The organism is Asaia bogorensis NBRC 16594, assembly GCF_001547995.1.
Lineage (GTDB): Bacteria > Pseudomonadota > Alphaproteobacteria > Acetobacterales > Acetobacteraceae > Asaia > Asaia bogorensis.
Map to the genome: position 1 here is coordinate 2,953,010 of NZ_AP014690.1, position 22,561 is coordinate 2,975,570.

General features: G+C 60.0%; 19 protein-coding genes and 1 tRNA gene. 10 read left to right on the plus strand and 10 right to left on the minus strand.

All coding sequences use genetic code 11. The features are described 5' to 3' along the window. Positions 1-27 precede the first annotated feature (27 nt). Together Asbog_RS12970 and Asbog_RS12975 are read right to left on the minus strand one after the other, a co-directional pair. Positions 28-528 carry a protein-export chaperone SecB gene (locus tag Asbog_RS12970; RefSeq protein WP_023979855.1) on the minus strand — a complete coding sequence of 167 codons (501 nt, stop codon included), beginning with the start codon at positions 526-528 and terminating at the stop codon, positions 28-30. 193 nt (positions 529-721) lie between these two features. Further along, entirely contained in the window at positions 722-1,012 is a 291-nt protein-coding gene (locus Asbog_RS12975) for a hypothetical protein (RefSeq protein ID WP_023979856.1), read from the minus strand. Between the two features lie 178 nt (positions 1,013-1,190). Between Asbog_RS12975 and Asbog_RS12980 the strand changes: the two genes are divergently transcribed. From Asbog_RS12980 to Asbog_RS12995, 4 genes are all read left to right on the plus strand, one after another. Next, the gene (locus tag Asbog_RS12980) at positions 1,191-1,535 is read left to right on the plus strand and encodes a LapA family protein (RefSeq protein WP_062165447.1); all 345 of its coding nucleotides are present in this window, start codon (positions 1,191-1,193) and stop codon (positions 1,533-1,535) included. Positions 1,536-1,599: 64 nt separating this feature from the next. Beyond that, on the plus strand, positions 1,600-2,304 hold the full coding sequence (pyrF, locus tag Asbog_RS12985; RefSeq protein WP_062165448.1) for an orotidine-5'-phosphate decarboxylase: 705 nt from the start codon (positions 1,600-1,602) through the stop codon (positions 2,302-2,304). Beyond that, positions 2,301-2,999, plus strand: coding sequence for a phosphoribosylanthranilate isomerase (locus Asbog_RS12990; RefSeq protein WP_062165449.1), 699 nt, complete (start codon positions 2,301-2,303; stop codon positions 2,997-2,999). The genes pyrF and Asbog_RS12990 overlap by 4 nt, the downstream gene beginning before the upstream one ends. Positions 3,000-3,016: 17 nt before the next feature. Next, positions 3,017-3,107 (plus strand) — tRNA-Ser (locus tag Asbog_RS12995). A gap of 236 nt (positions 3,108-3,343) precedes the next feature. Here Asbog_RS12995 and Asbog_RS13000 read toward each other — a convergent pair. The 4 genes from Asbog_RS13000 to Asbog_RS13015 form a co-directional block, all read right to left on the minus strand. Beyond that, a complete protein-coding gene (locus Asbog_RS13000; protein ID WP_062165450.1) occupies positions 3,344-5,737 on the minus strand; it encodes a beta strand repeat-containing protein in 2,394 nt (797 codons plus the stop codon). A 720-nt stretch (positions 5,738-6,457) separates the two neighbouring features. Further along, positions 6,458-6,979: a translation initiation factor IF-3 gene (infC, locus tag Asbog_RS13005; protein WP_023979861.1), complete on the minus strand. Its 522-nt coding sequence runs from the start codon at positions 6,977-6,979 to the stop codon at positions 6,458-6,460. A 196-nt stretch (positions 6,980-7,175) separates the two neighbouring features. After that, positions 7,176-9,110, minus strand: coding sequence for a threonine--tRNA ligase (gene thrS, locus Asbog_RS13010; protein ID WP_062165451.1), 1,935 nt, complete (start codon positions 9,108-9,110; stop codon positions 7,176-7,178). Positions 9,111-9,149: 39 nt separating this feature from the next. Next, positions 9,150-10,061, minus strand: coding sequence for a glycosyltransferase family 9 protein (locus Asbog_RS13015; RefSeq protein ID WP_062165452.1), 912 nt, complete (start codon positions 10,059-10,061; stop codon positions 9,150-9,152). Between the two features lie 123 nt (positions 10,062-10,184). On the opposite strand from Asbog_RS13015, the gene rbsK reads away from it, so the two are divergent. Beyond that, a complete protein-coding gene (gene rbsK / locus Asbog_RS13020; RefSeq protein ID WP_062165453.1) occupies positions 10,185-11,141 on the plus strand; it encodes a ribokinase in 957 nt (318 codons plus the stop codon). An 85-nt stretch (positions 11,142-11,226) separates the two neighbouring features. Here the strand turns inward: rbsK and Asbog_RS13025 are convergent, their stop codons facing one another. Beyond that, entirely contained in the window at positions 11,227-12,135 is a 909-nt protein-coding gene (locus Asbog_RS13025; protein WP_062165454.1) for a tetratricopeptide repeat protein, read from the minus strand. A gap of 55 nt (positions 12,136-12,190) precedes the next feature. Here Asbog_RS13025 and Asbog_RS13030 point away from each other — a divergent pair, with 55 nt between their 5' ends. Beyond that, a complete protein-coding gene (locus Asbog_RS13030; protein ID WP_062165455.1) occupies positions 12,191-13,039 on the plus strand; it encodes an SDR family oxidoreductase in 849 nt (282 codons plus the stop codon). 176 nt (positions 13,040-13,215) lie between these two features. After that, a complete protein-coding gene (locus tag Asbog_RS13035) occupies positions 13,216-14,346 on the plus strand; it encodes a hypothetical protein (protein WP_231944587.1) in 1,131 nt (376 codons plus the stop codon). A gap of 43 nt (positions 14,347-14,389) precedes the next feature. Here the strand turns inward: Asbog_RS13035 and Asbog_RS13040 are convergent, their stop codons facing one another. From Asbog_RS13040 to Asbog_RS13050, 3 genes are read right to left on the minus strand one after another with little or no spacing between them, the layout of a single operon-like run. After that, the gene (locus Asbog_RS13040; RefSeq protein ID WP_062166014.1) at positions 14,390-15,889 is read right to left on the minus strand and encodes an efflux transporter outer membrane subunit; all 1,500 of its coding nucleotides are present in this window, start codon (positions 15,887-15,889) and stop codon (positions 14,390-14,392) included. Positions 15,890-15,894: 5 nt separating this feature from the next. Further along, positions 15,895-16,971 carry an HlyD family secretion protein gene (locus tag Asbog_RS13045; protein ID WP_062165456.1) on the minus strand — a complete coding sequence of 359 codons (1,077 nt, stop codon included), beginning with the start codon at positions 16,969-16,971 and terminating at the stop codon, positions 15,895-15,897. A gap of 13 nt (positions 16,972-16,984) precedes the next feature. Further along, positions 16,985-18,589, minus strand: coding sequence for an MFS transporter (locus tag Asbog_RS13050; RefSeq protein ID WP_171840707.1), 1,605 nt, complete (start codon positions 18,587-18,589; stop codon positions 16,985-16,987). A gap of 142 nt (positions 18,590-18,731) precedes the next feature. Between Asbog_RS13050 and Asbog_RS13055 the strand changes: the two genes are divergently transcribed. From Asbog_RS13055 to Asbog_RS13065, 3 genes are all read left to right on the plus strand, one after another. Beyond that, positions 18,732-19,715 carry a LysR family transcriptional regulator gene (locus Asbog_RS13055; RefSeq protein WP_062165457.1) on the plus strand — a complete coding sequence of 328 codons (984 nt, stop codon included), beginning with the start codon at positions 18,732-18,734 and terminating at the stop codon, positions 19,713-19,715. 160 nt (positions 19,716-19,875) lie between these two features. Continuing rightward, positions 19,876-20,259 carry a hypothetical protein gene (locus Asbog_RS13060; RefSeq protein WP_062165458.1) on the plus strand — a complete coding sequence of 128 codons (384 nt, stop codon included), beginning with the start codon at positions 19,876-19,878 and terminating at the stop codon, positions 20,257-20,259. After that, complete coding sequence (locus Asbog_RS13065) at positions 20,259-22,460, plus strand: pyrroloquinoline quinone-dependent dehydrogenase (RefSeq protein WP_062165459.1); 2,202 nt, start codon at positions 20,259-20,261, stop codon at positions 22,458-22,460. Before Asbog_RS13060 ends, Asbog_RS13065 begins: the two co-directional genes overlap by 1 nt. Positions 22,461-22,561: the final 101 nt, after the last annotated feature.

A 22,561-nucleotide genomic window follows, 5' to 3' on the forward strand; every position in this document is an offset into this window, starting at 1 on the left:
GTCCGGGCTTATCAGGGCGCACGTTTCTCAGGACTGGGCGCGGCGGCTCAGCATGAGAGCATGAAAATCGACAGGCTGGATATTGGCCACCGGGAAACCCGCCTCACGGATCAGGCTCAGCAGCACATGGCGTGCAGAGGGGAAAAGCCGACGCGGCGCTTCGACCAGAAGCAGTTCCTCCAGCATGTCGGGGCTGGCATTCTGCACGGTGAAAATACCAGAATACACCAGTTCGATCTTGTACAGCGTCTCGGGCTCAGGCGTTTCGGGCGTGGGGGCCGTGCGATAGCCAAGCCCCTGGAGTGCCAGGCTGACTTCGAAATTCGGCTGATCTTCGGCAAGCTGGCGGGCATTCACATCAATGCGCAGGCCAATATGCGGTCTGGCAGGCAGATTGAAAAATACTTCGGGGGCCCCGACAGAAGCAATCGTGGAAGATTTCAGATACTGCATTCCAGAGACGAGCAATGTCTCCAAGGCAGCCTGATCTGCACGTCCAGACTGCTCCTTGTTCTCACTTTTTGACATGACGTCTCGTTCCTTTGATGTCTTTCTATGACTATGCTTGCCAATAACAAGCATAGCGCGCCAGTGCTTCTGTCATGACTTGGCGATCAAGACCAGATGAACCAGACCAAACCACGGCTCTGTTCATATTTTAAAACAGATCCGGCTAACGCCCCTGCACGCTCCCGCCCACGAACAGGCTGATCCGCTCTTGTCAAAAGGACTGATTGCGCAGGAAGCCAAGAGCCGGCAGCGGCGACCAGCTTCGAGGCAGTTCAGCACGACCAATTTGCCTGACATCGTAACGCAGCGGTGCCTTTTGCTCAGAAGCCAGAAAATGCCGGTATTCGTGGACCTGACGGCTGCGCCACTCACAATCGGCCTGGGCGGCCTCACGCGTGGCATGCACATTGGCGATACGACTGCGCCGCCCCTGCCAGGCCATGACGGCCCATAACCGATCCGTATTCGGCAGAGGCGGTCGGAACATGATAAGCTGGGACATGATGGGGTTAAGCCTCCCTCAGGACCATGAGCGGCCTGCCACGCCACCACGCCATCTGCCTTGGGGTCAAGAAAAAGCAACAAACCTTGCCGCTGACAGGAACCCGGGCTAAGGCGATACGATGAATGCGCGGCACGAAATTCTTGCGCCGATAACCCGGAAATAAGGGGTCTTTGTGATGGTTCGCCTGCTCGTTATCGTCGTTTTTCTTGTCATTCTCATCACTTTTGCTTTGAGCAACCCCGATGCACAGCCTCTATGGATTGTTTCCTATGGCTGGCAATTCTCGGTCGGGATGCTGGTTCTGGGCGTAGGCGTTGCCAGCTTCCTTATTGGCGGTTTCGTGATGTTCATCGGCGAGATCAAGCAGCGCTCACGAGCCCGCAAGGCCGAACAACAGGTGCGTGCCCTTGAAACGCAGGTGCTTGACCTTCATCAGCGTATTGACCGCCTGACAATCGCAACTGACCCAAGCCGCGCGCCCTACGAAACCCAGACCAGCACCGTTCCGCCTGCCCCCTGATTTGACCAGGCCTCCCCATCCGGGCGGCCTGCCCCGTTCCAAGCCCCTGTATCGAGACAGTTTCATGAAACGTACCCGCCTGATCGCCGCCCTCGACACCCAGAGCCTGGACCAGGCGCGTCACTGGGCGAGCGCGCTCGATGGTCATGTCGATGCGATCAAGCTTGGTATGGAATTCACCTATGCCCAGGGCTTTTCCGCCCTGCGTGAGGTCGCAGGCCGCAATCCGCTTTTCCTCGATCTCAAACTGCATGACATCCCGAATACAGTTGCCAAGGGCCTGAGCAGCCTCGCCCCGATCGGGGCGTCGCTGCTGACAATCCATGCCAGCGGTGGCACCGCCATGATCGCGGCAGCGCGGCAGGCAATCGATGCGAGTTACCCACCGCTCCACCGGCCGGTACTGCTTGCCGTGACCGTACTGACCAGCATCGATGAGGCCGCCCTGCGGGAAATCGGCGTGCCCGCCACACCCCGTGAGCAGGTAGTACGTCTTGGGCGTCTGGCCATGACGGCAGGGGCGGACGGCCTCGTGTGCTCGGCCGAGGAAATTGCCCCCCTGCGTGATGCGCTGGGTGACGCGCCCGTTCTGGTCGTGCCCGGCATCCGCCCTGCGGGGACAGAGGCCAATGACCAGAAACGCATCATGACACCCCGTCAGGCCGCGCAGGCAGGGGCAGACTGGATTGTTGTTGGCCGCCCCATTACCCAGGCAGCCGATCCCGCAGCTGCTGCGGCTGCGATCCAGGCCGAGCTGGCCACGGCATGAAGCCCGGTCGGGCTGAACAGGGCGCTCCTGACGGTAAGGCGCCAGTGGGCGTGAAGATCTGCGGGATCACAACCGAACTCGCCCTTCAGGCCGCCTGCGCGACGCAGGCTGACTGGATTGGCCTCGTATTTTATGACCGCTCACCACGCCATATCACGCCCGCATCGGCACAAAACCTCCTGGCGCGACATCAGGGTGCCACGCCCGATCTTGTCGGATTATTCGTCAAACCGGATGACAGAGCTATCGAGGCGGCCCTTGATGCGTGCGCGCTCGATGTCCTGCAAATTTACGACACGCCAGAGCGTGCCTCTGCCATAAGAGAGAAATTCGGACGGCCGGTCTGGCTTTCATGCCCGGTTACGACGAAGGATGATCTTCCTCGTGCCAATGACGTGGACGCGCTCGTGATCGAACCACGCGCCCCAGCCTCGGCAGCCAATCCTGGCGGGAATGGATTGCGTCTGGACTGGAACGTTTTTCGTGACTGGCTCGCGCCTTCCCCGTGGATGCTGGCTGGCGGCCTTACTCCTGACAATGTCGGCCAGGCAATTGCCGAGAGTGGCGCACGCTTCGTGGATGTCTCATCCGGCGTCGAGACCGCGCCCGGCCAGAAATCAGCCTCGCTGATACGAAACTTCGTCAAAAACGCCCGCACTCCGTATCGCAGCCCTTGCGCACCCCATAAAAACTGATATGGTCCGCCCGCGCTGGAGAGATGGCCGAGCGGCTTAAGGCGCACGCTTGGAAAGCGTGTGTACGTTAATAGCGTACCGTGGGTTCGAATCCCACTCTCTCCGCCACCCCCCATCAGAAAAACCAGCTCTCCGGACACATGACATTATGGCCCCATACGGATGGGTCGTGTCCTGTATTCGGCGCTTGCACAGAACTGGCGCTCTCGGACACTTATTCAGTTGCCCGGCGTGAATACGGCCACACGGGAGAATCAGGCGATCCCCTCGTGTGGCCGGTTGAAGCCCTGCCTGCCCTTATCCCGTAGTGTCGGGAGGAAGGCGGACATTGCGGGAATGGGTCATCAGCTGATGGTAAAATCGCTTGTCTTGAGGTCAGTGACGCCAATGAACGTGATCTTGGCATTCCCGTCGATCATGACGGAAGTATTGCCGCCCGACACCGTTGCGGTGCTTAGGATGGTTTGAGCTGCGGCATCCGAGGAGGTCGGCTTGTAGTTATAAAGGAAGAACTTGTTATCGGCCGCCCGGAAATCGGTGATCGTAAAGCTGCCTGCGGTGTGGTTGCTCAGCATACCGAACAGATTGCCTGCGCCGGAGCCGCCCGTCACCGTTGCCGATGCCGCACTGTCAGACGTACCGGTAAAAGCCGTGCCAAAGTAGAACTGGTCGGAGGCCGTGCCGCCAATAACCGTCTGCTGGCCAGCACCGGTCCAGGCCGACAGACCGCCCGCAACGTTGCGGCCGTCAATGGTCTGTGCCCCTGTGGTGTAGGGCTGGTTGGCCGTAAACAGAAGGCGAGAGGAGGAGCTCAGCGTCGCAGTCAGTCCGTCAGCACCGAAGATCGTACCGCTTCCGGCAGAGATGGCCGTATTGCCGGTGCCGGAGATGAAATTCAGGGCACCGCTCACACTGATCGACTGATTGCTGCCGTGCACGACCTGAAGATTTCCCGTTGCCGAAATCGTATCGCCCTGGGTGCCGGTCACCGTGGCGGAGCCCGAGCTCACATTGACCACCGAGGACGTGCCTCCGTACACCGTGCTGTTGTCCCCTACGGTAATCGTGTTGTTGCTGGAGAAATCCATTACGGCCGCATTGGTCTTGAGCGAGGCCGTTGTATTGCCACCCTGCAATGACACAGTATCGATGGCTCCAGCAGCGCCATAAATCGTGTCCTGCCCGACCGAATTCACGAAGTTGTTCGACCCCCCGAGATAGATAAGGTTGTTCCCCGTGCCACCGGTGATGGTGTTCGTACCCTGGGCACCGTAAATGGTGTCATTGCCTGCGCCCGTTGCAATATTCCATTTGCCGGTTGAGCCAGCAGCGTTGAACACGTTATTGCCCTGGGTGGCAGCGAAACTGCCGGAATTATTCCCGACCTTGACCGTCGAGCCATACTGGTTGCTCGAGACGATATTCAGGTAATTGGCAGTATTCTGTGTGGTATCAAGCGTGGTGGCGCCATTGAGCGTGCTGGTATCGGTCGAGGCGACGACGATATTGGTGTAATTACCTGATACGCCATACGTGCCGGCGGTATCCACAATGGCCTGGGATGCCTTCTGGGAAGACACGAAGGTGTTCGAGCCAGTCGAGAGAATGCTGTTATCGAGTGTTCCTGCAGCCAGCAGCGTCTGAATGCTCGAAGCATAGGACTTCGCCATCATGCCGGCCGTATCGCCGGAGGTATACGCCACATTGACGGTGTTGTTGACACCCTTGACGATAAGATTGGGCATGGAAACCTCGCTGGTTGTCGTTGTTGTTACGCTGTTTTCAGGTGTCATGGACACGACCTTGGCCGTAGTCGAACGGTCGGCATAACTCAGGGTCTTGCTGGTGTCGTAGGTAATGGTCGGGTCTTCGACATTGTAATTACCGGTCACGTCGGTCGCCTGACCCGTACCGATCGTCTCGACACCGATATAGCAACCGCTCAGATACCAGTTGCTCAGATTCTCGACCTCGCTGGCGAGGTTGGGGTAAAGCCCGACAATGGCCTTGATCGCGGCCATCAGCCCCTGATTCACATCAACCGTGGTCTGATACATGACCCCGTTATTCGAAGCGACTTTGGGGTTGATGTAATCCGCCTGAATACCGGTGAAGTTATAAATGGATCCACCGAGAGATTTCGGTAGGGAAATATAGGTCTCTGGCACGCCCTTGTAGTCGACGGTCTCAAACTGCAAGAACAGACCAAAACTCATGGTCGGGCTGTGGAAATTGATCGTGAAGTTGATGCCGGCCTGATATACGCCGGTCGTTCCGGAATAATTGCTGATTCCCTGATTGAACGACGCTGTGATCTGATGATTAAATGAATATTGCCCGTCTACTGCCTTGACGGCGGCAAGCTGTACGTCGAGCAGGTTCCCGCCCTGCGCGGCCATCTGGTAGATGTAATGGCCATTATCCGGGTCCTTGAATACATTATAGCTTGTTTTTCCCGCTGCCGATGTTGCGGAGCCCTGCGTCCAGTGCCCGACGGAATAGCCGAAATTGGGGTCCCATACGCGGGTATCGTCGCCAGTGGTCGGATCGAACGCTGTCGCCTGATTCCACTGGATGATGGCCCAGTCAGGTGACTGGCCACCACCGAGCTGGGACGACGACGCGTTATAGACGATCTGCCCGTTCACAACCTGCTGGGTATTCATGGGCAGGTTGGGCCCACTCACACTAGGGTCGGTGTAGATATTGGTCAATGAGCCAGTGCTATTCGTATTCATCGTTAATCCGACCCTCTTTCTTCGTTAAAAGAGACTTTATGCTCTGTATGTTGACTAGTCTGCACCCTGAGCATTTAAATTGTCTTAATTTCCAGACAAAATTCTCACTCAAACGTGATCTTAAAATACATCACGAACATAGAATGATACCGATCTGTTCTTGGGATTTACTTTGTAGAAAATCATAATCATCGATATAGTTCGATGGAACCAGCCTAAAAAATATGAAGATCGCCATAATCGCTGACATAAAGCTGTAACAGATGTCAAACTTCGTTAAGGGCCGTCTCTACAGACGTTATCGGTGATCAATACACCCAATATATGAGCATCCACCGGAGTATCCCTTCCGACCGTAATGCTACACTCACCGATTTCTGTACTGATTTGAGTGACTGAAACGGCCCATTTTCCACTATGACCAGCGATCCTCTGATGGTCTCCGGATCGTTTGGCACCGTCAAATGGCAAGGACGGCCTTGCGAGGGCGCTCAGGGTGCCGGCGTCATCGCCCCCGCCGCAAGGATCATGGCATGATCTGCCCGACTAGACACGACGCCTGCCCACAGGAATACCGCGCGCCCTCTGCATTCAGAGAGTCTCCCCGTCAGCCATGACCTGTAATGGCAGCACCAGTCATGGCGACTCCGTATGCGAGACAAAAAAAAGCCCCGGTGAGAACCGGGGCTTTTCCATAGGCGATGACCGACAGGGCGAGTGTCAGCGTGGTGCGAGCACCATGATCATCTGACGGTTCTCAAGCTTGGGCATCTGCTCAACCTTGGCCTTGTCTTCCATTTCGGTGCGAATGCGCTCAAGCATCTTGATGCCGAGTTCCTGATGGGCCATTTCGCGACCCTTGAAGCGCAGCGAAACCTTGACCTTGTCGCCTTCAGCCAGGAAGGAATTCATGGCGCGCAGCTTCACCTGGTAGTCATTTTCATTGGTGCTAGGGCGCACCTTGACTTCCTTGATCTCGATGACCTTCTGCTTTTTGCGCGCTTCGTTCTTCTTCTTCTGCTGTTCGTATTTGAACTTGCCGTAGTCGAGAATCTTGACGACCGGCGGCTCAGCCGTCGGGCTGATTTCCAGAAGGTCGAGTCCGACCGAATAGGCGCGTGCAAGAGCATCGCGCGTTGTCATGACGCCAGCCATTTCGCCGTCGGCGTCAATCAAGCGCACCTGAGGAACACGGATTTCCTCGTTAACTCGGGGCCCTTCACGGGTGGGTGCGGCCTGCATCGGTGGTCTAGCTATGGTCGTCTCCTGTCGACGTTTTCAGATCTTGTGCGTGTCGGCACTTCAATACGCGCAACCCGGCCAAAAATTTCATCACCTTAGCGTGACGAAATTAACGGCTTGTTTGCGGGAAGGCCGGTGCCCCGACATAGTCACGAAGCACCGGGATTGCAAGGTTTTCGCGCCTGTCTGCTGCGTTTCAGCCCTGCAGACGTTGCATATCGGGTGCCTTGGCTTCCTCGCCCAGAAGTGTGACCACTTCCTCAAGGCCCAGAATCTCCTGTGCTGCGCCACCAAGACGACGCATGGCCACCTTGCCTTCTTCCGCCTCGCGGCGTCCCACGACGAGGATGACAGGAACACGGGCAAGCGAATGCTCACGGATCTTCGCGTTGATCTTCTCGTTGCGCCCGTCCACCTCAACCTGAAGCCCGGCGCGGCGCAGCTTTGCAGCCACTTCCTGCGCGTAAGGCTCGGCATCTGTCACGATGCTTGCCACCACAACCTGCGTCGGGGCCAGCCAGAGCGGGAACTTGCCCGCAAACTGCTCGATCAGGATGCCGATGAAGCGCTCGAAGCTACCGAGAATGGCACGATGCAGCATCACCGGGCGATGACGCGCGCTGTCCTCACCGATATAGGAAGCATCCAGACGCTCGGGCAGGATGAAATCGACCTGCAACGTGCCGCACTGCCAGTCGCGACCGATCGCATCCGTCAGCACGAATTCCAGCTTCGGGCCATAGAAGGCGCCCTCGCCCGGATTGGTCTCGAATGTCACACCCGCCAACGCGCAGGCTTCCTTAAGCGCCTTTTCCGACTTGTCCCAGGTCGCATCGTCACCCGCACGCGCGTCGGGACGGTCGGAGAACTTCACGCGGAAATTCTCGAAGCCCAGATCGCGATAGACCTCATCGAGCATGGCAACGAACGTCGCCGTCTCGGCTGCAATCTGTTCCTCGGTGCAGAAGATATGTGCATCGTCCTGCGTAAAGCCACGGACACGCATGATGCCATGCAGCGCCCCTGAGGGCTCGTAACGATGACACGCGCCGAACTCCGCCATACGCAGCGGCAGCTCGCGATAGGAGCGCAGCCCATGGCGGAAGATCTGCACATGGCAGGGGCAGTTCATGGGCTTGAGGGCGAGGGTCTTTTCCTCATCCTCAACCGTCGCGATGAACATGTGCTCGCGATATTTGTCCCAATGGCCCGAGGCTTCCCACAGGGCACGGTCCACAAGCTGGGGCGTACGCACTTCCTCATAACCATAGCGCGTCTGGATACGACGCATATAGTCCTGAAGCACAGTGTATAGACGCCAGCCCTTCGCGTGCCAGAAAATCTGCCCTACCGCCTCTTCCTGGATATGGAACAGATCCATCTCGCGGCCGATACGGCGGTGGTCGCGCTTTTCTGCCTCTTCCAGCTGGTGCAGATAGGCGTCGAGTTCCTTCTGATCGCGCCAGGCCGTGCCATAGATACGCGTCAGCATGGGGTTACGATGGTCGCCGCGCCAATAGGCGCCTGCCACCTTCATGAGCTTGAACGCCGTGCCGATATCGCCGGTGCCGCGCATATGCGGCCCACGGCACAGATCGAGCCAGGCCCCCTGACGATAGATCGAGATGGTCTCGCTCTCGGGCAGATCACGGATCAGTTCCGCCTTGAAGCGCTCACCCTTCTCCTCGAAGAAGGCAATGGCCGCGTCACGATCCCATTCTTCACGCTCGAACGGCGCATTGGCCGCGATAATCTCACGCATCTTGGCCTCGATCGCCTCGAAATCCTCGGGCGTGAAAGGCTGATTGCGGAAGAAATCGTAATAGAACCCGTCCTTGATGGAGGGGCCAATCGTCACCTGCGTGCCGGGCCAGAGCGCCTGCACGGCTTCGGCCAGCACATGGGCGGTATCATGGCGGATCATCTCCAGAACGATATCGTCCTTGCGCGTGATGAAGCGCAGCTCTGAATCCTCGGCAATAGCCGTCGAGAGATCGACCAGCTTGCCATTCAGGCTCATCGCAACGGCAGCACGCGCCAGACCGGGACCGATCGAAGCCGCGACTGCCGTGCCAGTCGTGGCACCGTCGAACGTGCGAACGGAACCATCGGGCAGGGTAATGGCAGGCATGGAGATGCGCTCCTGGCGTAAGAGATAAGTTGAGCTGTTCTAATGGCCCCAGTTAAGGCAGGCCGCAACCCTGGAAACGTCAAGCCTGCGCAGATCATCGACGGCCAGAATACGCACCTGACCTGGCGCGCACCCAACCGGCGCCGTCAGACGCGGGTTACTTTCACCCGAAAACAGAACAAGAGACCGGCAACCCATCGCAGCCGCCAGATGCATCGGGCCTGTATCATTACCAACCGCCAGAGCGGCGCGCGCGAAGATCCCCCCTAGCGAAAGCAGATCCGTCTGTCCTGTCAGGTCGAGCATGGCGGGCACCTGAGCCTTGATCGTTTCGGCCAGACCGGATTCGCTGGCTGCGCCGATCATGACGACATGCAGGCCCGATGCGAGCAGCTCATGCGCCAGAGCCGCGTAATGGCTGGCCGGCCAGCGTTTGGCGGGTCGATGAGGGGCCGCCCCCGGCACGATGACCGCATAGGGGGCAAGCAGATCGGGCCCACCACGCCCCAGCCACTCCAGATCCGTGCAGGGCAATTCAGGCACACCCAGCCGCGCCAGCTGATCACGCTGTCGCGCCACGCTGTGCATGGCATCACGATAGGGGTTGTCGTGAAAGAATGTCCCATCCGGCGCAATCCCGCACCAGCGTTTCTGCCCGGCCAGACGCTGATACCGGGTACTGCGCCCTGATGTCTGCAGATCAATCACCAGATCATGCCCGCGCAGGGTGCGACGCAGGGCCATCACGCCGCGCAAGTCCGACCAGCGCGGTCGCGCATCGACGGTCACATGATCGAACCACGGACTGGCCTTGGCCAGCGGCGCAAACGGCGTGGTGGTCATCAGGGTGATCTCTGCCTCGGACCAGTGCGTCCTGATGGCGGCAAAGGGGGCGAAGGCCTGCACGAAATCACCCAGCGCGCCGAGCTTGATCACGAGTATACGAAACATCCCTCCATCCTAGCCGAGGGCGCGCTGCGATGATACGCCATCTGTCTGCTCTCCCGGCGTCAGGCCATGCCCGGACCCGTGTCGCCCCGCAAGCAGGACCAGAATCCGGTGCAGGAACCCCCCATGTCCGACAATCCTTCCCACATCCTTTCCTTCGGCAGCGTCAATATCGACATCACCGCCCGCGCCGAGCGCATCCCCCATCCGGGCGAAACGGTCCATGCCGCAAGCTACGCCATTGGGCTTGGTGGCAAGGGGGCCAATCAGGCCGCTGCCGCAGCGCGTCTCGGACAGGGCTGCGGGCTGAACGTTTTCATGGCAGGCCGCACCGGCACCGATAATTTCGGTGCCATGGCGCGCAAGCTTCTCACCCCTTTTGGCGTCGATCTCAAAGCCCTGCGAGAGGACACCGCTCACCCGACAGGCGTTGCGCTGATCACGGTTGATGAAAAGGCCGAGAACATCATTACCGTCGCAGGCGGTGCCAATATGGCGCTCGACAGCAGTGATGTCGCCGCCCATCAATCCCTGATCGAACAGGCATCGGTGCTGCTTCTTCAGCTCGAAATTCCTCTCGCCCTCACAATCGAAATCGCCGAGACTGCGAGGCGCGCAGGAACGCTTGTGATTGTCGACCCGGCCCCCACCCCGGCCGATGGCCTGCCTGAGGCCCTGTGGCGCGCTCTCGATATCGTCACCCCCAACGAAACCGAAACGCGCCTTCTGACTGGCATCTACCCTGAAACGCAGGAAGACGCTGCGCGGGCTGCGCGCAAATTGCAGGCCCTTGGTGCCACCCATGCACTGGTCAAGATGGGGGCAAGAGGGGTGTATTATCTCAGCGGTGATCGGGAAGGCTTTGTCCCCCCTTATCCGGTCAAGGCCATCGACACTGTCGCAGCAGGCGATTGTTTCAACGCCGGTCTCGCCGCGGCCCTTACCCTGGGCAAGCCGTTCGACGAAGCGGTGCATTTTGCTGCAGCCTGCGGTGCGCTCGCGACCACGCGGCTTGGCGCTGCCGAATCAGCGCCGCACTGGCACGATGTTACAGCGATGGTTGAGAACAGACCGGCTACCTGACCAAAAGACAGGTCGAAGCTCCGGGGCGACGGACCACGCGGTCCGTCTCCTGGTTTATGGGCCTTGAACCCGGGCTGACGCCAGGTCAGTCCTGATCGGGGTCAGCGTCGAGAACGGCCTCGTCCTGTCTTGCCAGATAGGCTTCGTGGCCGTCCGGGGCGAGGGTAATCACACGGTCCCAGTCCTGGCGCGCCTGCCCGTATTGCCGCAGGCGCACATTCAGGATCCCGCGCTCCAGCAGGGCCTCGACATCATCGGGCGATAGGGCCAGCGCCCGATTGGCATCTGCCATCGCTTTCGCGCTCTGCCCTAGATAACGATAGGCGGTAGCGCGGACCACGAAAGCACCGACCAGATAGGGGTCTGGCACAGCATCAGGTTTTACCACCGCCGGTGCCGCGGGTGGCACAGCCGGACCGTCACCCGGCAGGGCGCCAAGAGCGGTGATCGTTTCTGCAAAATGCCCCTGCATCGACAGGCTGCGAGCCAGAAGCACCCTGCGCCCAAGCGGCCCGGAATAATGCGACAATGCCTGCCGCGCCGCACGTTCCGCTGCTTTTCCGTCCCCTGCCAGCAACCAGGCTGCGGCCGCCTGCTCGGCAAAAACGGCACGCTCACCGGTGTCCCCACCATGCCCGTCCTGCGCGGTAGCGGCATGCGAAGGCAAGGCAGGCCCTGCCGGCACCGATGCACCATGCCCTTGCTGGCCTTTTCCACCCTGAATGGCGGCGGGGGCCTCCGGCGCTGCCAGACCCTCGAACTCCGTCGCGGCATCCCGATAGGCGCCAAGTGCCAGATCTGCCTGCGCCAGACACTCATGCGCGCTGCGCCCCCCGCCATGATGCAGCCAGTCCTGCGCCGTTTCCTGCACCAGATCGGGGGTATCGGGTAACGGTGCCAGGCAATGCGCAAGGGTTTGCGGCGGGGAATAGGCCAGTGCCCCCCCTGCCCAAAGGCCACTCCCTATCGCCAAGGCACCAAAAGCATGTTTCATACCTTGTGAATTGGCGCGGCATCGCGCCAGCGGTCAAGCGCGAATGGGAGCTTTCATGCCACCTCACCTCGTTATTCTGGGTCAGGGCTATTCTGCCAGTGCCGTTGTCGCGCCTGCCAAGGCCAAAGGCTGGCAGGTGACCGGTACGAAACGCGCGCCCGAGCCGGACTCGACTCTGCTCGCTTTCGATGCCGCCGGAGAGGCTTTGCATGAGGCCACCCATGTGCTGATCAGCGCGCCACCCTCCGAGGCGGGCGACCCGGCACTGCTTCGCTATGAAGACGTGCTGCGCGAGGCGCCCCATCTGCGCTGGATCGGCTATTACTCAACCACCGGCGTTTATGGCGACCGTCAGGGTGGCAGCGTTGATGAAACCACGCCCGTCGCTCCCGGTCAGTCGCGCAGCCGTGCCCGCGTGCAGGCCGAGCAGGACTGGCAGGCGCTTGCACGCGACCGCCAGATCGCCTGCGATATCATGCGGCTTGGCGGCATATATGGCCCCGGGCGCTCGGCGTTCGACACGCTGCGCTCAGGCAAGGCCAGGCTGGTCGATGCACCCGGTCACCTGTTCAGCCGCATCCACCGCGACGATATCGCCGGTGCCACGCTTGCAGCAATGGCCACGGCCTCTCCTGCCTCATCCCGCATCCTGAATTTCGTCGATGACTGTCCCAGCCCTCAGGCCGATGTGTTCGAGGAAGCCGCACGTCTCAGCCATCATCCCCTCCCCCCCAGAGTAAGCCTTGAGGCCGCCTGGGCAGAACTGAGCCCGATGGCCCGCAGCTTCTGGTCAGAGAGGCGCGTGGTGAAAAGCAGGCTGACACAGCAACATCTTGGGCGGTCCTGGCTCTACCCGAGCTATCGCGAAGGACTGGCTGCCATTTACGCCTCTGAAACACCCTGAATGGCAAAAGGCTCTGCGCGTGATACGCCCTGCAGGCCTTCTGACACACACACCGGAGATGAGAGGCTAAGAGCATTGATGAGAGTGGCGCTTTGAGACACATGTTTTCGGCAAAAAAAACATTCCGGACTGGCAACCCTGTTCACGGATACGCTAAGCCGGAAGCGCCCATGATTATGTCCCGTTTTCTCCGCCCGCTTCTGCCTGCGCTTTGCGCCATCATGCTGCCTTGCCTGCTGACGGGCTGCATCACCATCGGGCCGACACGTCTGTCGCACGACCAGCTTGATTATTCGCGCGCGCTGGGCGAGGCCGAGAAGCATGCGATGCTTCTTAACATCATACGCATACGCTATGCCGACCCGCCGACCTTTCTCGATACCACACAGGTCATCGCGGGCTATCAGTTCAATCGCTCGGTCAATGGCGGGTTCAACGCCTTCCCCTCTGGCGTGGGAAGCTATCTCTTCGGCAGCGGCACTGCCACGCTGCAGGAAAGCCCGACCTTTACCTACCAGCCCGAAACCGGGCAGCAATATGCAGAAAACGTCATCCGGCCCATCTCGCCGGTGGTCATCATGCCGCTCAGTCTCGGTGGCCTGCCCATCGACACGCTTCTGCGCCTGACGGCGCAGTCGATCGATGGATTGTCCAATGTCCGCGCCCTTGGCGCAGGCCCGACGGGCGGTGGTTCCGTGCGGTTCTACCTGCTGCTGCATGATCTGCGCCAGTTGCAGATCCAGGGTGCCATGACCATACGCATCTCGACCGATGCCCCCAAACCTTCAGGCGATCAGCCCCCCTCGGGCTCCGCCAACAAACCGGCAGGGGCACAGCCCGAACATGCCTATCTGGTTCTGACCGCCACCTCGGACCCGGCTCTGACCACCATTCAGGCCGAGGTACGCCGTCTGCTGCATCTCGACCCCCACGCCGAAGAGGCCGAAATCGTTTACGGCCCCTATCCCAAGGTGCCAGGACAGATCGCCATCCTCACACGCTCCATGTTCGCCATGCTGTCGCAGATCGCCTATGAGATGGACGTGCCGGAGGAAGATGTGAGAGCCAGACGCACCCTGCCCACCATCAGCCCGGTCGGTATCGAGACACGCCCCGATGTGGTGATCCATTCCGGCAAATCCGCGCCTGAGCATAATTACGACGAGGTGCACTATCGGGACCGCTGGTATTGGATCAGCGATGACGATTTCCGCAGCAAGCTGAGCTTCACCATGATGCAGATCCTTGCCGCGCTTGCCGCCACCAGTCATTCGCCCGGTGCGGTCATCACCATTCCTGCGGGTTAGGCCGGGTGTATGGGGGGGCCTGAAGCATCGTCACGGCGCCCGGCTATGATCGGGCCCAGCCACCGCCCAAGGCCCGGTAGAGCCGCGCCATTGAGGCCGAGACATCGGCCCGCGCATCCGAAAGGGCACTCCGGCTCTCAAGCAGCCCGTTCTGCGTCGTCAGAACATTGAGAAAATCACCGGCCCCCTGAGCATACTGCAACTGCGCCACCCGCACGGCGGTCTCACTTTCAGTGACCGCCTCAGCCAGTCGATCGTGGCGCTCCTGAGCTGTGCCCAGATCGGTCATGGCATCATCAACCTCCTCCCAGGCGTGGAGAACCGTTCTTTGGAGCACGATGGCCGCTTCTTTCTGCTGAAGCCTGCGCAAGGCAAGTTGCCCCGCAAGCTTCCCGCCCTCGAACAGCGGAATGGTCATGGTCGGCCCAAACCCGTATTGCCGCGACGCCCAGGATCCGAGACCGCTGAACTGAAGCGCCTGCACATCCAGACTGCCGGACAACGTGATACGAGGAAAGAAATCGGCCACAGCAACCCCGATCGTGGCCGTCGCTGCATGCAGACGCGCCTGGGCTGCCCGTATATCCGGGCGTCTCTCGGCAAGCTGCGAGGGCAATCCAACCGGAATGGTTTTAGGGAGCGGTGGAATATTGCCCGTACCTGCAAGACGCTGTGACAGGGTCCCCGGTTCGCGTGCCATCAAAAAGGCAAGGGCGTTGAGAAGATGGACTTCCTCACGGCGCAGGTGCGGCAAACGGGCCTCAAAACCGTGCAACTGGCCACGCGCGTAGGCGAGGTCAAGTTTCGTCGCCGTGCCTTGGGTCACACGCAAGACAGTCAGCTCGACACTGTGCCGGGCAATATCAAGGCTCTGTCGGGTGATCTCGGTTTGAGCCTGTACATTGCGCAGGGCGATATAGTCCTGCGCAGTTTCCGCCATAAGCGAAACTTGTGTATCGCGCTGCATCTCCTGGACGGCCTGCATCGAAGCTGTCGCAGCCTCGACCTGACGGCGCACATGCCCCCACAGATCAACCTCCCATGACGCACCAAGGCCATATTGGGGCAGATTGAAAGAAGGATTACCTTTCGGTCCGGCTGCCGCAGCAGGGCCAAATCCTTGCGTTCCATCTGCGATTCGTGCCGGGTCACTGTCCGCCTCTGTTCCAAGCAGACTCAGGATACCATTCGTGCTGGCGCGTTCGCGGGCATAAGAAGCGGCACCCTGCAGGTGGGGCAGGCGCGCAGCGGCTGCGATCCTGCGTTCGGCACGGCTCTGTTCGTAGTGAAGCGCTGCCTCCCTGAGATCGAGATTAGCCGTCAGCACATCCTGCACGAGCGCTGAGAGAACGGGGTCCTGATACAGTTTCCACCATTGCGTCTCGACCGGCAGGGTCTCATCCGGATGGCTCCTGCGCGGTGTCACGCTTTCATGCCAGTGGGACGCCGCCACCGGGTCACGTTTCTTGAAATCCGGACCGACCGAACAGCCCCCGAGGATCAGAAAAAGACTTGGCGCCACCGTGCGGGACAAATGTCTCATTTTCATCACTCCCAGACGAAGCGCGCGTCGGTGCCATGAGCGCCGTCTCGCGGCGAGGCCGTGTCGATCATTGCTTCCACGGACATGCCGACACGAACACGCCGTGCCAGAGGCTGCCCATCATCAAAAACCAGCTTTACCGGGACACGCTGCACCACCTTTGTAAAGTTCCCGGTCGCGTTGTCCGGCTGGATCACGGCGAAGGCGACATTTGTCGCCGGTGCCACGCTATCGACATGGGCATGAAGCACTGCGTCGGGAAAGCTATCGACCCGAATCTCGGCTTTCTGCCCGGTCTGCACGCGGGCCATCTGCGTTTCCTGAAAATTGGCAATTACGTAGGCCTGACGAACCGGTACGACAGCCAGAAGCCCGGTACCGGGGTGGACATACATCCCGACACGCACGTCGCGCGACCCGACAACCCCATCGACCGGGGCCGTGATGGTGCAATAGGACAAATCAAGCTCAGCCTGCCGCACAAGGCTTTGCGTCTGGATCAGAACACCCTGCGCACGCTCACTTTCTGCGACGAGTACGGCGAGCCCGGCGCGATCAGCATTCACAGCCGCCTTGTCACGGGCCAGCCGCGCAACAGCCTCGCGCTGACGGTCCTCGGCCCCCTGCTGCTGCTCGATCGTACTCGCTCCCCCTGCTGAAAGCGCGCGGTAGCGGACCGCATTCTGCCGTGCGAAAAGCAGGGCGGCCTCATCGGCCTCGATCGTGGAAAGCGCCGCGTCGATCAGGGCCGTCTGGCGCTGCTGTGCTGCTGCGAGATTGGCGATATCGGCCTGCGCGGCACGGTGCTTGCCCCGAGCGGTATCGAGGGCCGTACGATAATCATCGTCTTCAATATGCGCCAGAACATCGCCTGCCCGCACCTTCTGATTGTCCGCAACAGGCACGCTGTCTATCCGCCCGGCGACCTTGGGCGCCACCCGCGTGAAATCGGCGGTGATATACGCATCATTGGTCGATTGATGACGCCCGTCGCCGACGAAGAAGCGATCTGCGCTCCAGGCGAGACCGGTCAGGACAAGCGCAGTGCATCCCGCAAACAGGAGCGGTTTCTTGTAAGCCATGAGGAGATTTCCGTTACTGTATTGCGAGAGGGGCGTTTTCGGCCTGCCGTGCAGATGCGGCGGGCTGCGCGGACGTAGGACTGGAGGGTGCTTTCCCGGGGGGATAGACGCGACCGGGAAGCACGGCTGTCAGCACCACGAAAACGGCACAGATCACGACCACCACGAGCAGGATATCGACCAGGGAGAGCACCAGCGCTTGCGCTGACAGCATTTCATGCAAGCTGTGCAGCGCATCGGCCCCGTCGAAGCCTTGCGCCATATGGGGATGATCCAGCAGCATGGTCGAGTGATACTGCTCGCGGCGACGCAGCAGGGTCGAGAACAGGGCAAATGCAAGGGCATTGGCCATACCCTTGAGCATGTTGACCATGCCCGAAATAAAGGGTCCGTCGCTCGGTCCGAGCGCCAGAGTGGCCAGCATCAGAACCGGAATGACCACCATCGGCTGTCCGAAAATCTGAAGGGCCTGAATAAGATAGAAATTGTCGCGCACCCATTCGGATGTCAGGCCCAGACCGAGCCAGGAAGAAAATCCGAGAAGCGCCATGCCGATCCCAAGCACCCACCGGCAATCGACCCGACGCATGTTGCACAGCGCAGCAACCAGCGGCAGCACAACAAGCTGGGGCAGAGCCACGGTCAGCGAGACTGGAGCGGCCTGAATGGGGCGATATCCTTTGATCTCCTCAAGAAATGTCGTTGTGACTTCATTCATCAGGGCACAGACGATCAGTACCGCCACAAGTGACAGCAGGGACATCGTGATATTGCGGCTCTTCCAGTATTGCAGCCTGAAGAACGGGCTATGGTGATGCCATTCATGGATCAGGAATCCGACGAAGAACGCCCCCCCCCAGAATGTCAGATGGGTGATGAGAGGTGAGCGGAACCAGTCGAGCCGGTCCCCCTGATAGAGAACCGTTACGACGCACAGGATGGAGGGCGCGCCGATCAGGAAACCGCGCCAGTTGAAGCTGCGGAAACGCGAAAGCTGGACGGGGTCCTGTGGCAACCCCCAGGCGATCATGGCAAGCGCGACCGCACCAAGTGGCAGCACCTCCCAATAGAGCCAGTGCCAGCCAAACCGCTCAAAAAGCAGAGCTTCGAAAGGCATACCCAGATTAGGGCCAAAGGTCGCACTCATGGCGTATCCCCCGATGCCAAAGACCTTGAGCGGCGGTGGGAGATATTTGAGCATGACGGTCATGAGGATAGGCGGAAGACACCCGGCGCTCAGCCCCTGCATGGCACGAAGAATATTGATCGGGACCATATCGGTCATGAACGGCAACGGCAGGGACAACAGGGCCAGCGCTGCCGTCATGAATAGCGCAAAGCGGTAGATCGAGAATGTTATGTAGAACCACGGCGTAAAGGCCATTGCCGCAATATTGAAGGCCTCGTAGATCGAGATGAACCATGCGCCTTCGTCGTGACCCAGATGCATGGCGCCGCGAAGATCGGACAGGCCAATCTCTGTCACATGTTCATTGAACCCTGCGACATGCACGGCAAGCAACATCCCCAGACATCCAATGATCGTTCTGAACCCGAAGGGGGGCGTGACAGCAGGAGATGGCAGAACCATTGCGGTCTGTCTCATGGGTGCGATCATGGGGCGACATCCTTTTCCGCCCGCTCTCTAGCCTCGCCCTCTGGCCTCAATAACCCTTAAACCGAGTAAAAAATCCTTCCAGTTAGCGTAAGGGTCAGGCAGATCCCTTTCAGTCTATGCAACCCCTGGAGGGCTAGATCTCATGACCAGAAACCTGCCAGCCAAGCGCGGTTATTCGCTCGATCATCTCCGTTGGCTCCAGGTTTTGCTTGAAGAGGAGAGCGTTACGCGCGCCGCCAGAAGGCTCAGGGTGAGCGAAGCCGCCGCAAGCCGCCATCTCGCCTCACTGCGCACCCTGTTCGGAGATCCCCTGCTGGTACTCTCTGGCAGGCAACTGGTTCCGACACCCTTCGCCGCCGATCTTCTGGGCAGAGTGCAGACAGTTCTCGCCGAGGCAGAGGCGCTTGTCAGCGCACGCGCCCAATTGGATCTGTCGCAGATCGCGCCGCATTTCACGATCCGTGCACGTGACCTTTTCATTGGGGCCTTTGGTAGCGCCATCGCCGAGAAGCTCAGGGAGTCCTGCCCGCGCTGCCAGCTCGTTTTCTCACCCGAGACGGAGGATTCAATCGGAGACGCGCTCAGGCGTGGCACGATCGACCTTTATATCGGTGCCACCGAAGACCTGCTGCCAGAAATCAAGAAGCAGACCTTGTTCCAGACCCGGTTCGAGGCCGTCGTCCGTGCGGGACACCCGATCCTCGATCAGGAAATTACACCACAGACGCTGGTCGCTTATGATCACATCAGCACCTCTCGCAAGGGGCGGGCTCACGGTCCGATTGATGCGGTTCTTGCGGAGAAATACGGTCTGGAAAGACGCATCGCTCTGGTGGTTCCCAGCGATTACGCCATGATCGAGACCATGCGTGAGACAAACATGATCCTGCCTTTGCCGGAAATCATCATCCGGCGCCTGCCGCTTGAAGCTATCGGGGCCCGAGCTTTCGCTTTTCCGTTTCCACTTCCCGATCTTGTCAGTTTTCAGGCGTGGCATCCGCGGCTGGACAACGACCCGGTTCACCGGTGGCTTCGCGAGACCATTCTCACAACAGTACAATCCGTGGTCAAAGCCCTGCGGAACAAGACGGAGTCCATACAGGACAATCCGAATACGCTCTGCTGACAGGTGCGGTTCAGACACACCTAGCTAAGATCCGGCCAGAGATGTTCTCGGGTCAGAAAACTTGCCATCCCATCGAACGTATCATGATTTTCACTGATATGTGTTGCCCTGTTCTGTTTGCCTTCAGGATAGTCTCCGCAGCTCGTCTCAAGGAGGTTTCATGACGTCTCGTACCAGACCCAGACGCATCAGCGACTGGGGGACATTGGCGCTCGCCATACTCATTGTCCTGTTCGGACTGATCTTTGTCGGTGGTGGCGGCTATCTGCTCAGCCTCGGTGGCTCAGCCTATTATCTGATCTGCGGTATCGTGCTGCTGGCCTCGGGCCTTTTCATGGCCATGGGCCGCCTTCTGGGTGGCTATCTGTTCCTTCTCGCCTGGGCTGGTACGCTGGTCTGGACCATTGCCGAATGTGGCTTTGACTGGTGGGGCTGGCTGCCGCGCCTGTTCGGCCCGACGCTGATTGCCATTCTCGTCGTGCTCAGCCTGCCTGTCCTGCGTCGTCAGGATACGGTTCGTCCAGTTTCCCGCGGAGCCGTCTGATGCGTAAACCAGCCCTTATGACCGCCACCATCCTTGGTGGCCTCATTTCCGCAACCGTGGCTTTCGCACAGATCCCGCCGTCGAACTCGACACCCGGTGAAGATCACACGGCGCCTGAAGAAGCCCACAAGCAGGGTCCCGGCCGCTTTGGTGGTCCCGCTCCCTCCGCGCCGCAGGCTCCTGGCGTAAACGCCGCCAATCTGCCCGATATTTCCGAGATCGGCATTGCCGATGTTCCGGCTGCCGTGCCGCAGATCGACAGCACCCCCGCCCGTGAGGACTGGCCCGCTTATGGCCGTGACTCCAATCAGTCGCGCTTTTCGCCGCTGGATCAGCTGACGCCGGAAAATGTCGGCAAGCTCAAACGTGCCTTCGTCTATCACACCGGCAGCAAGCCCGGTCCGGGGCAGGCCAATAAATGGGCCGCCGAAACCACCCCCATCAAGGTTGGCAACTCGCTCTACATGTGTTCAGCCATGAACGACATGATGCGTATCGATGCCGCCACCGGCAAGGAAATCTGGCGTCATGATGCCGGGGTGAAGTACCAGTCCATTCCCTACACCGCTGCGTGCAAGGGCGTGACCTATTACACCTCATCAACCATCCCTGAAGGCCAGCCCTGCCACAACCGCATCATGGAAGCCACGCTCGACATGCGCCTGATTCAGGTCGATGCCGAGACGGGCAAGCTGTGCGAGGGCTTCGGCTTTGGCGGTCAGGTCAACCTGATGCAAGGCATGGGTGAATCGGTGCCCGGTTTTGTGTCCATGACCACCCCGCCCCCGGTCATCAACGGGATCGCTGTCGTGAACCACGAGGTTCTCGATGGTCAGCGCCGCTGGGCCCCTTCGGGCGTGATCCGTGGCTACGACGCTGAAAGCGGCAAGTTCGTCTGGGCCTGGGACGTCAACAACCCCGACAACCATCACCAGCCCGAGCCCGGCAAGTTCTACAGCCGCGGCACGCCCAATTCATGGGCCGCCATGACCGGTGATAACGAGCTTGGCCTGGTCTATGTCCCGACCGGCAACTCGGCCGCCGATTATTACAGCGCGATGCGTACCGACAAGGAGAACGCTGTCTCGTCCTCCATCGTCGCACTCGACGTCAAGACAGGCAAACCACGCTGGGTCTTTCAGACGGCGCACAAGGATGTCTGGGACTACGACATCGGCTCACAGGCGACCAAGTTCGACTATCATCATGCCGATGGCTCGGTCACGCCCGCCCTGCTGGTACCCACCAAGCGTGGCCAGACCTTCGTGCTGGACCGTGCGACAGGCAAGCCGCTGCCGGAATTCCCGGTGGTTGAAAAGCCTGCACCCGCCAGCACGATGTCGGATGATCCGCGCAGCCCGACGCAGCCCTGGTCGACCGCCTTCCCACGCCTTGCTTTCCCTGACCTGAAGGAAAGCGACATGTGGGGCATGTCGCCCATCGACCAGCTTTATTGCCGCATCATGTTCCGCAAGGCACGTTATGTTGGTGAGTTCACCCCGCCGGCACTCGACAAGCCGAATATCGAATATCCCGGCTATAACGGTGGCAGCGACTGGGGCAGCATGGCCTATGACCCGCAATCGGGCATCGTCATTGCCAACTGGAACTCCACCCCGATGTACGATCAGCTCATCACCCGCAAGAAGGCTGATGCGCTGGGCCTGAAGCCGATCGACAACCCCACCTACAACCCGGCTGGCGGTGGTGCCGAAGGTAATGGCGCCCAGGCCGACACGCCTTACGGCATTGTCGTGACCCCGTTCTGGAACCACTACACGGGCATGATGTGCAACAAGCCGCCTTACGGCATGATCGAGGCCATCGACATCAAGACCAAGAAGGTCCTGTGGTCGCGCCCCCTCGGCACGGCTCGCGCCAATGGCCCGTGGAACATGCCGACCGGCCTGCCGCTGAATATCGGCACGCCGAATAACGGTGGCTCGGTCATCACCAAGGGCGGTCTCGTCTTTGTGGCGGCAGCAACCGACAACCAGATCCGCGCCATCGACATCAAGACCGGCAAGGATGTGTGGTCCGACGTGCTCCCCGGCGGCGGTCAGGCCAACCCGATGACCTATGAAGTCAACGGCAAGCAGTATGTCGCCATCATGGCCGGTGGTCATCACTTCATGATGACACCTGTCACTGACCAACTCGTTGTCTATGCCCTGCCTGATGAGGCCGAGGCGAAGCACTGAGTTCTGCTCTTCAAACAGGGCTCAGGCGCGCCATCGCCTGAGCCCTGACAGACTGAGGGAAAGGCCGGAGGTATTCTCCGGCCTTTTTCTTTTGCCCACGC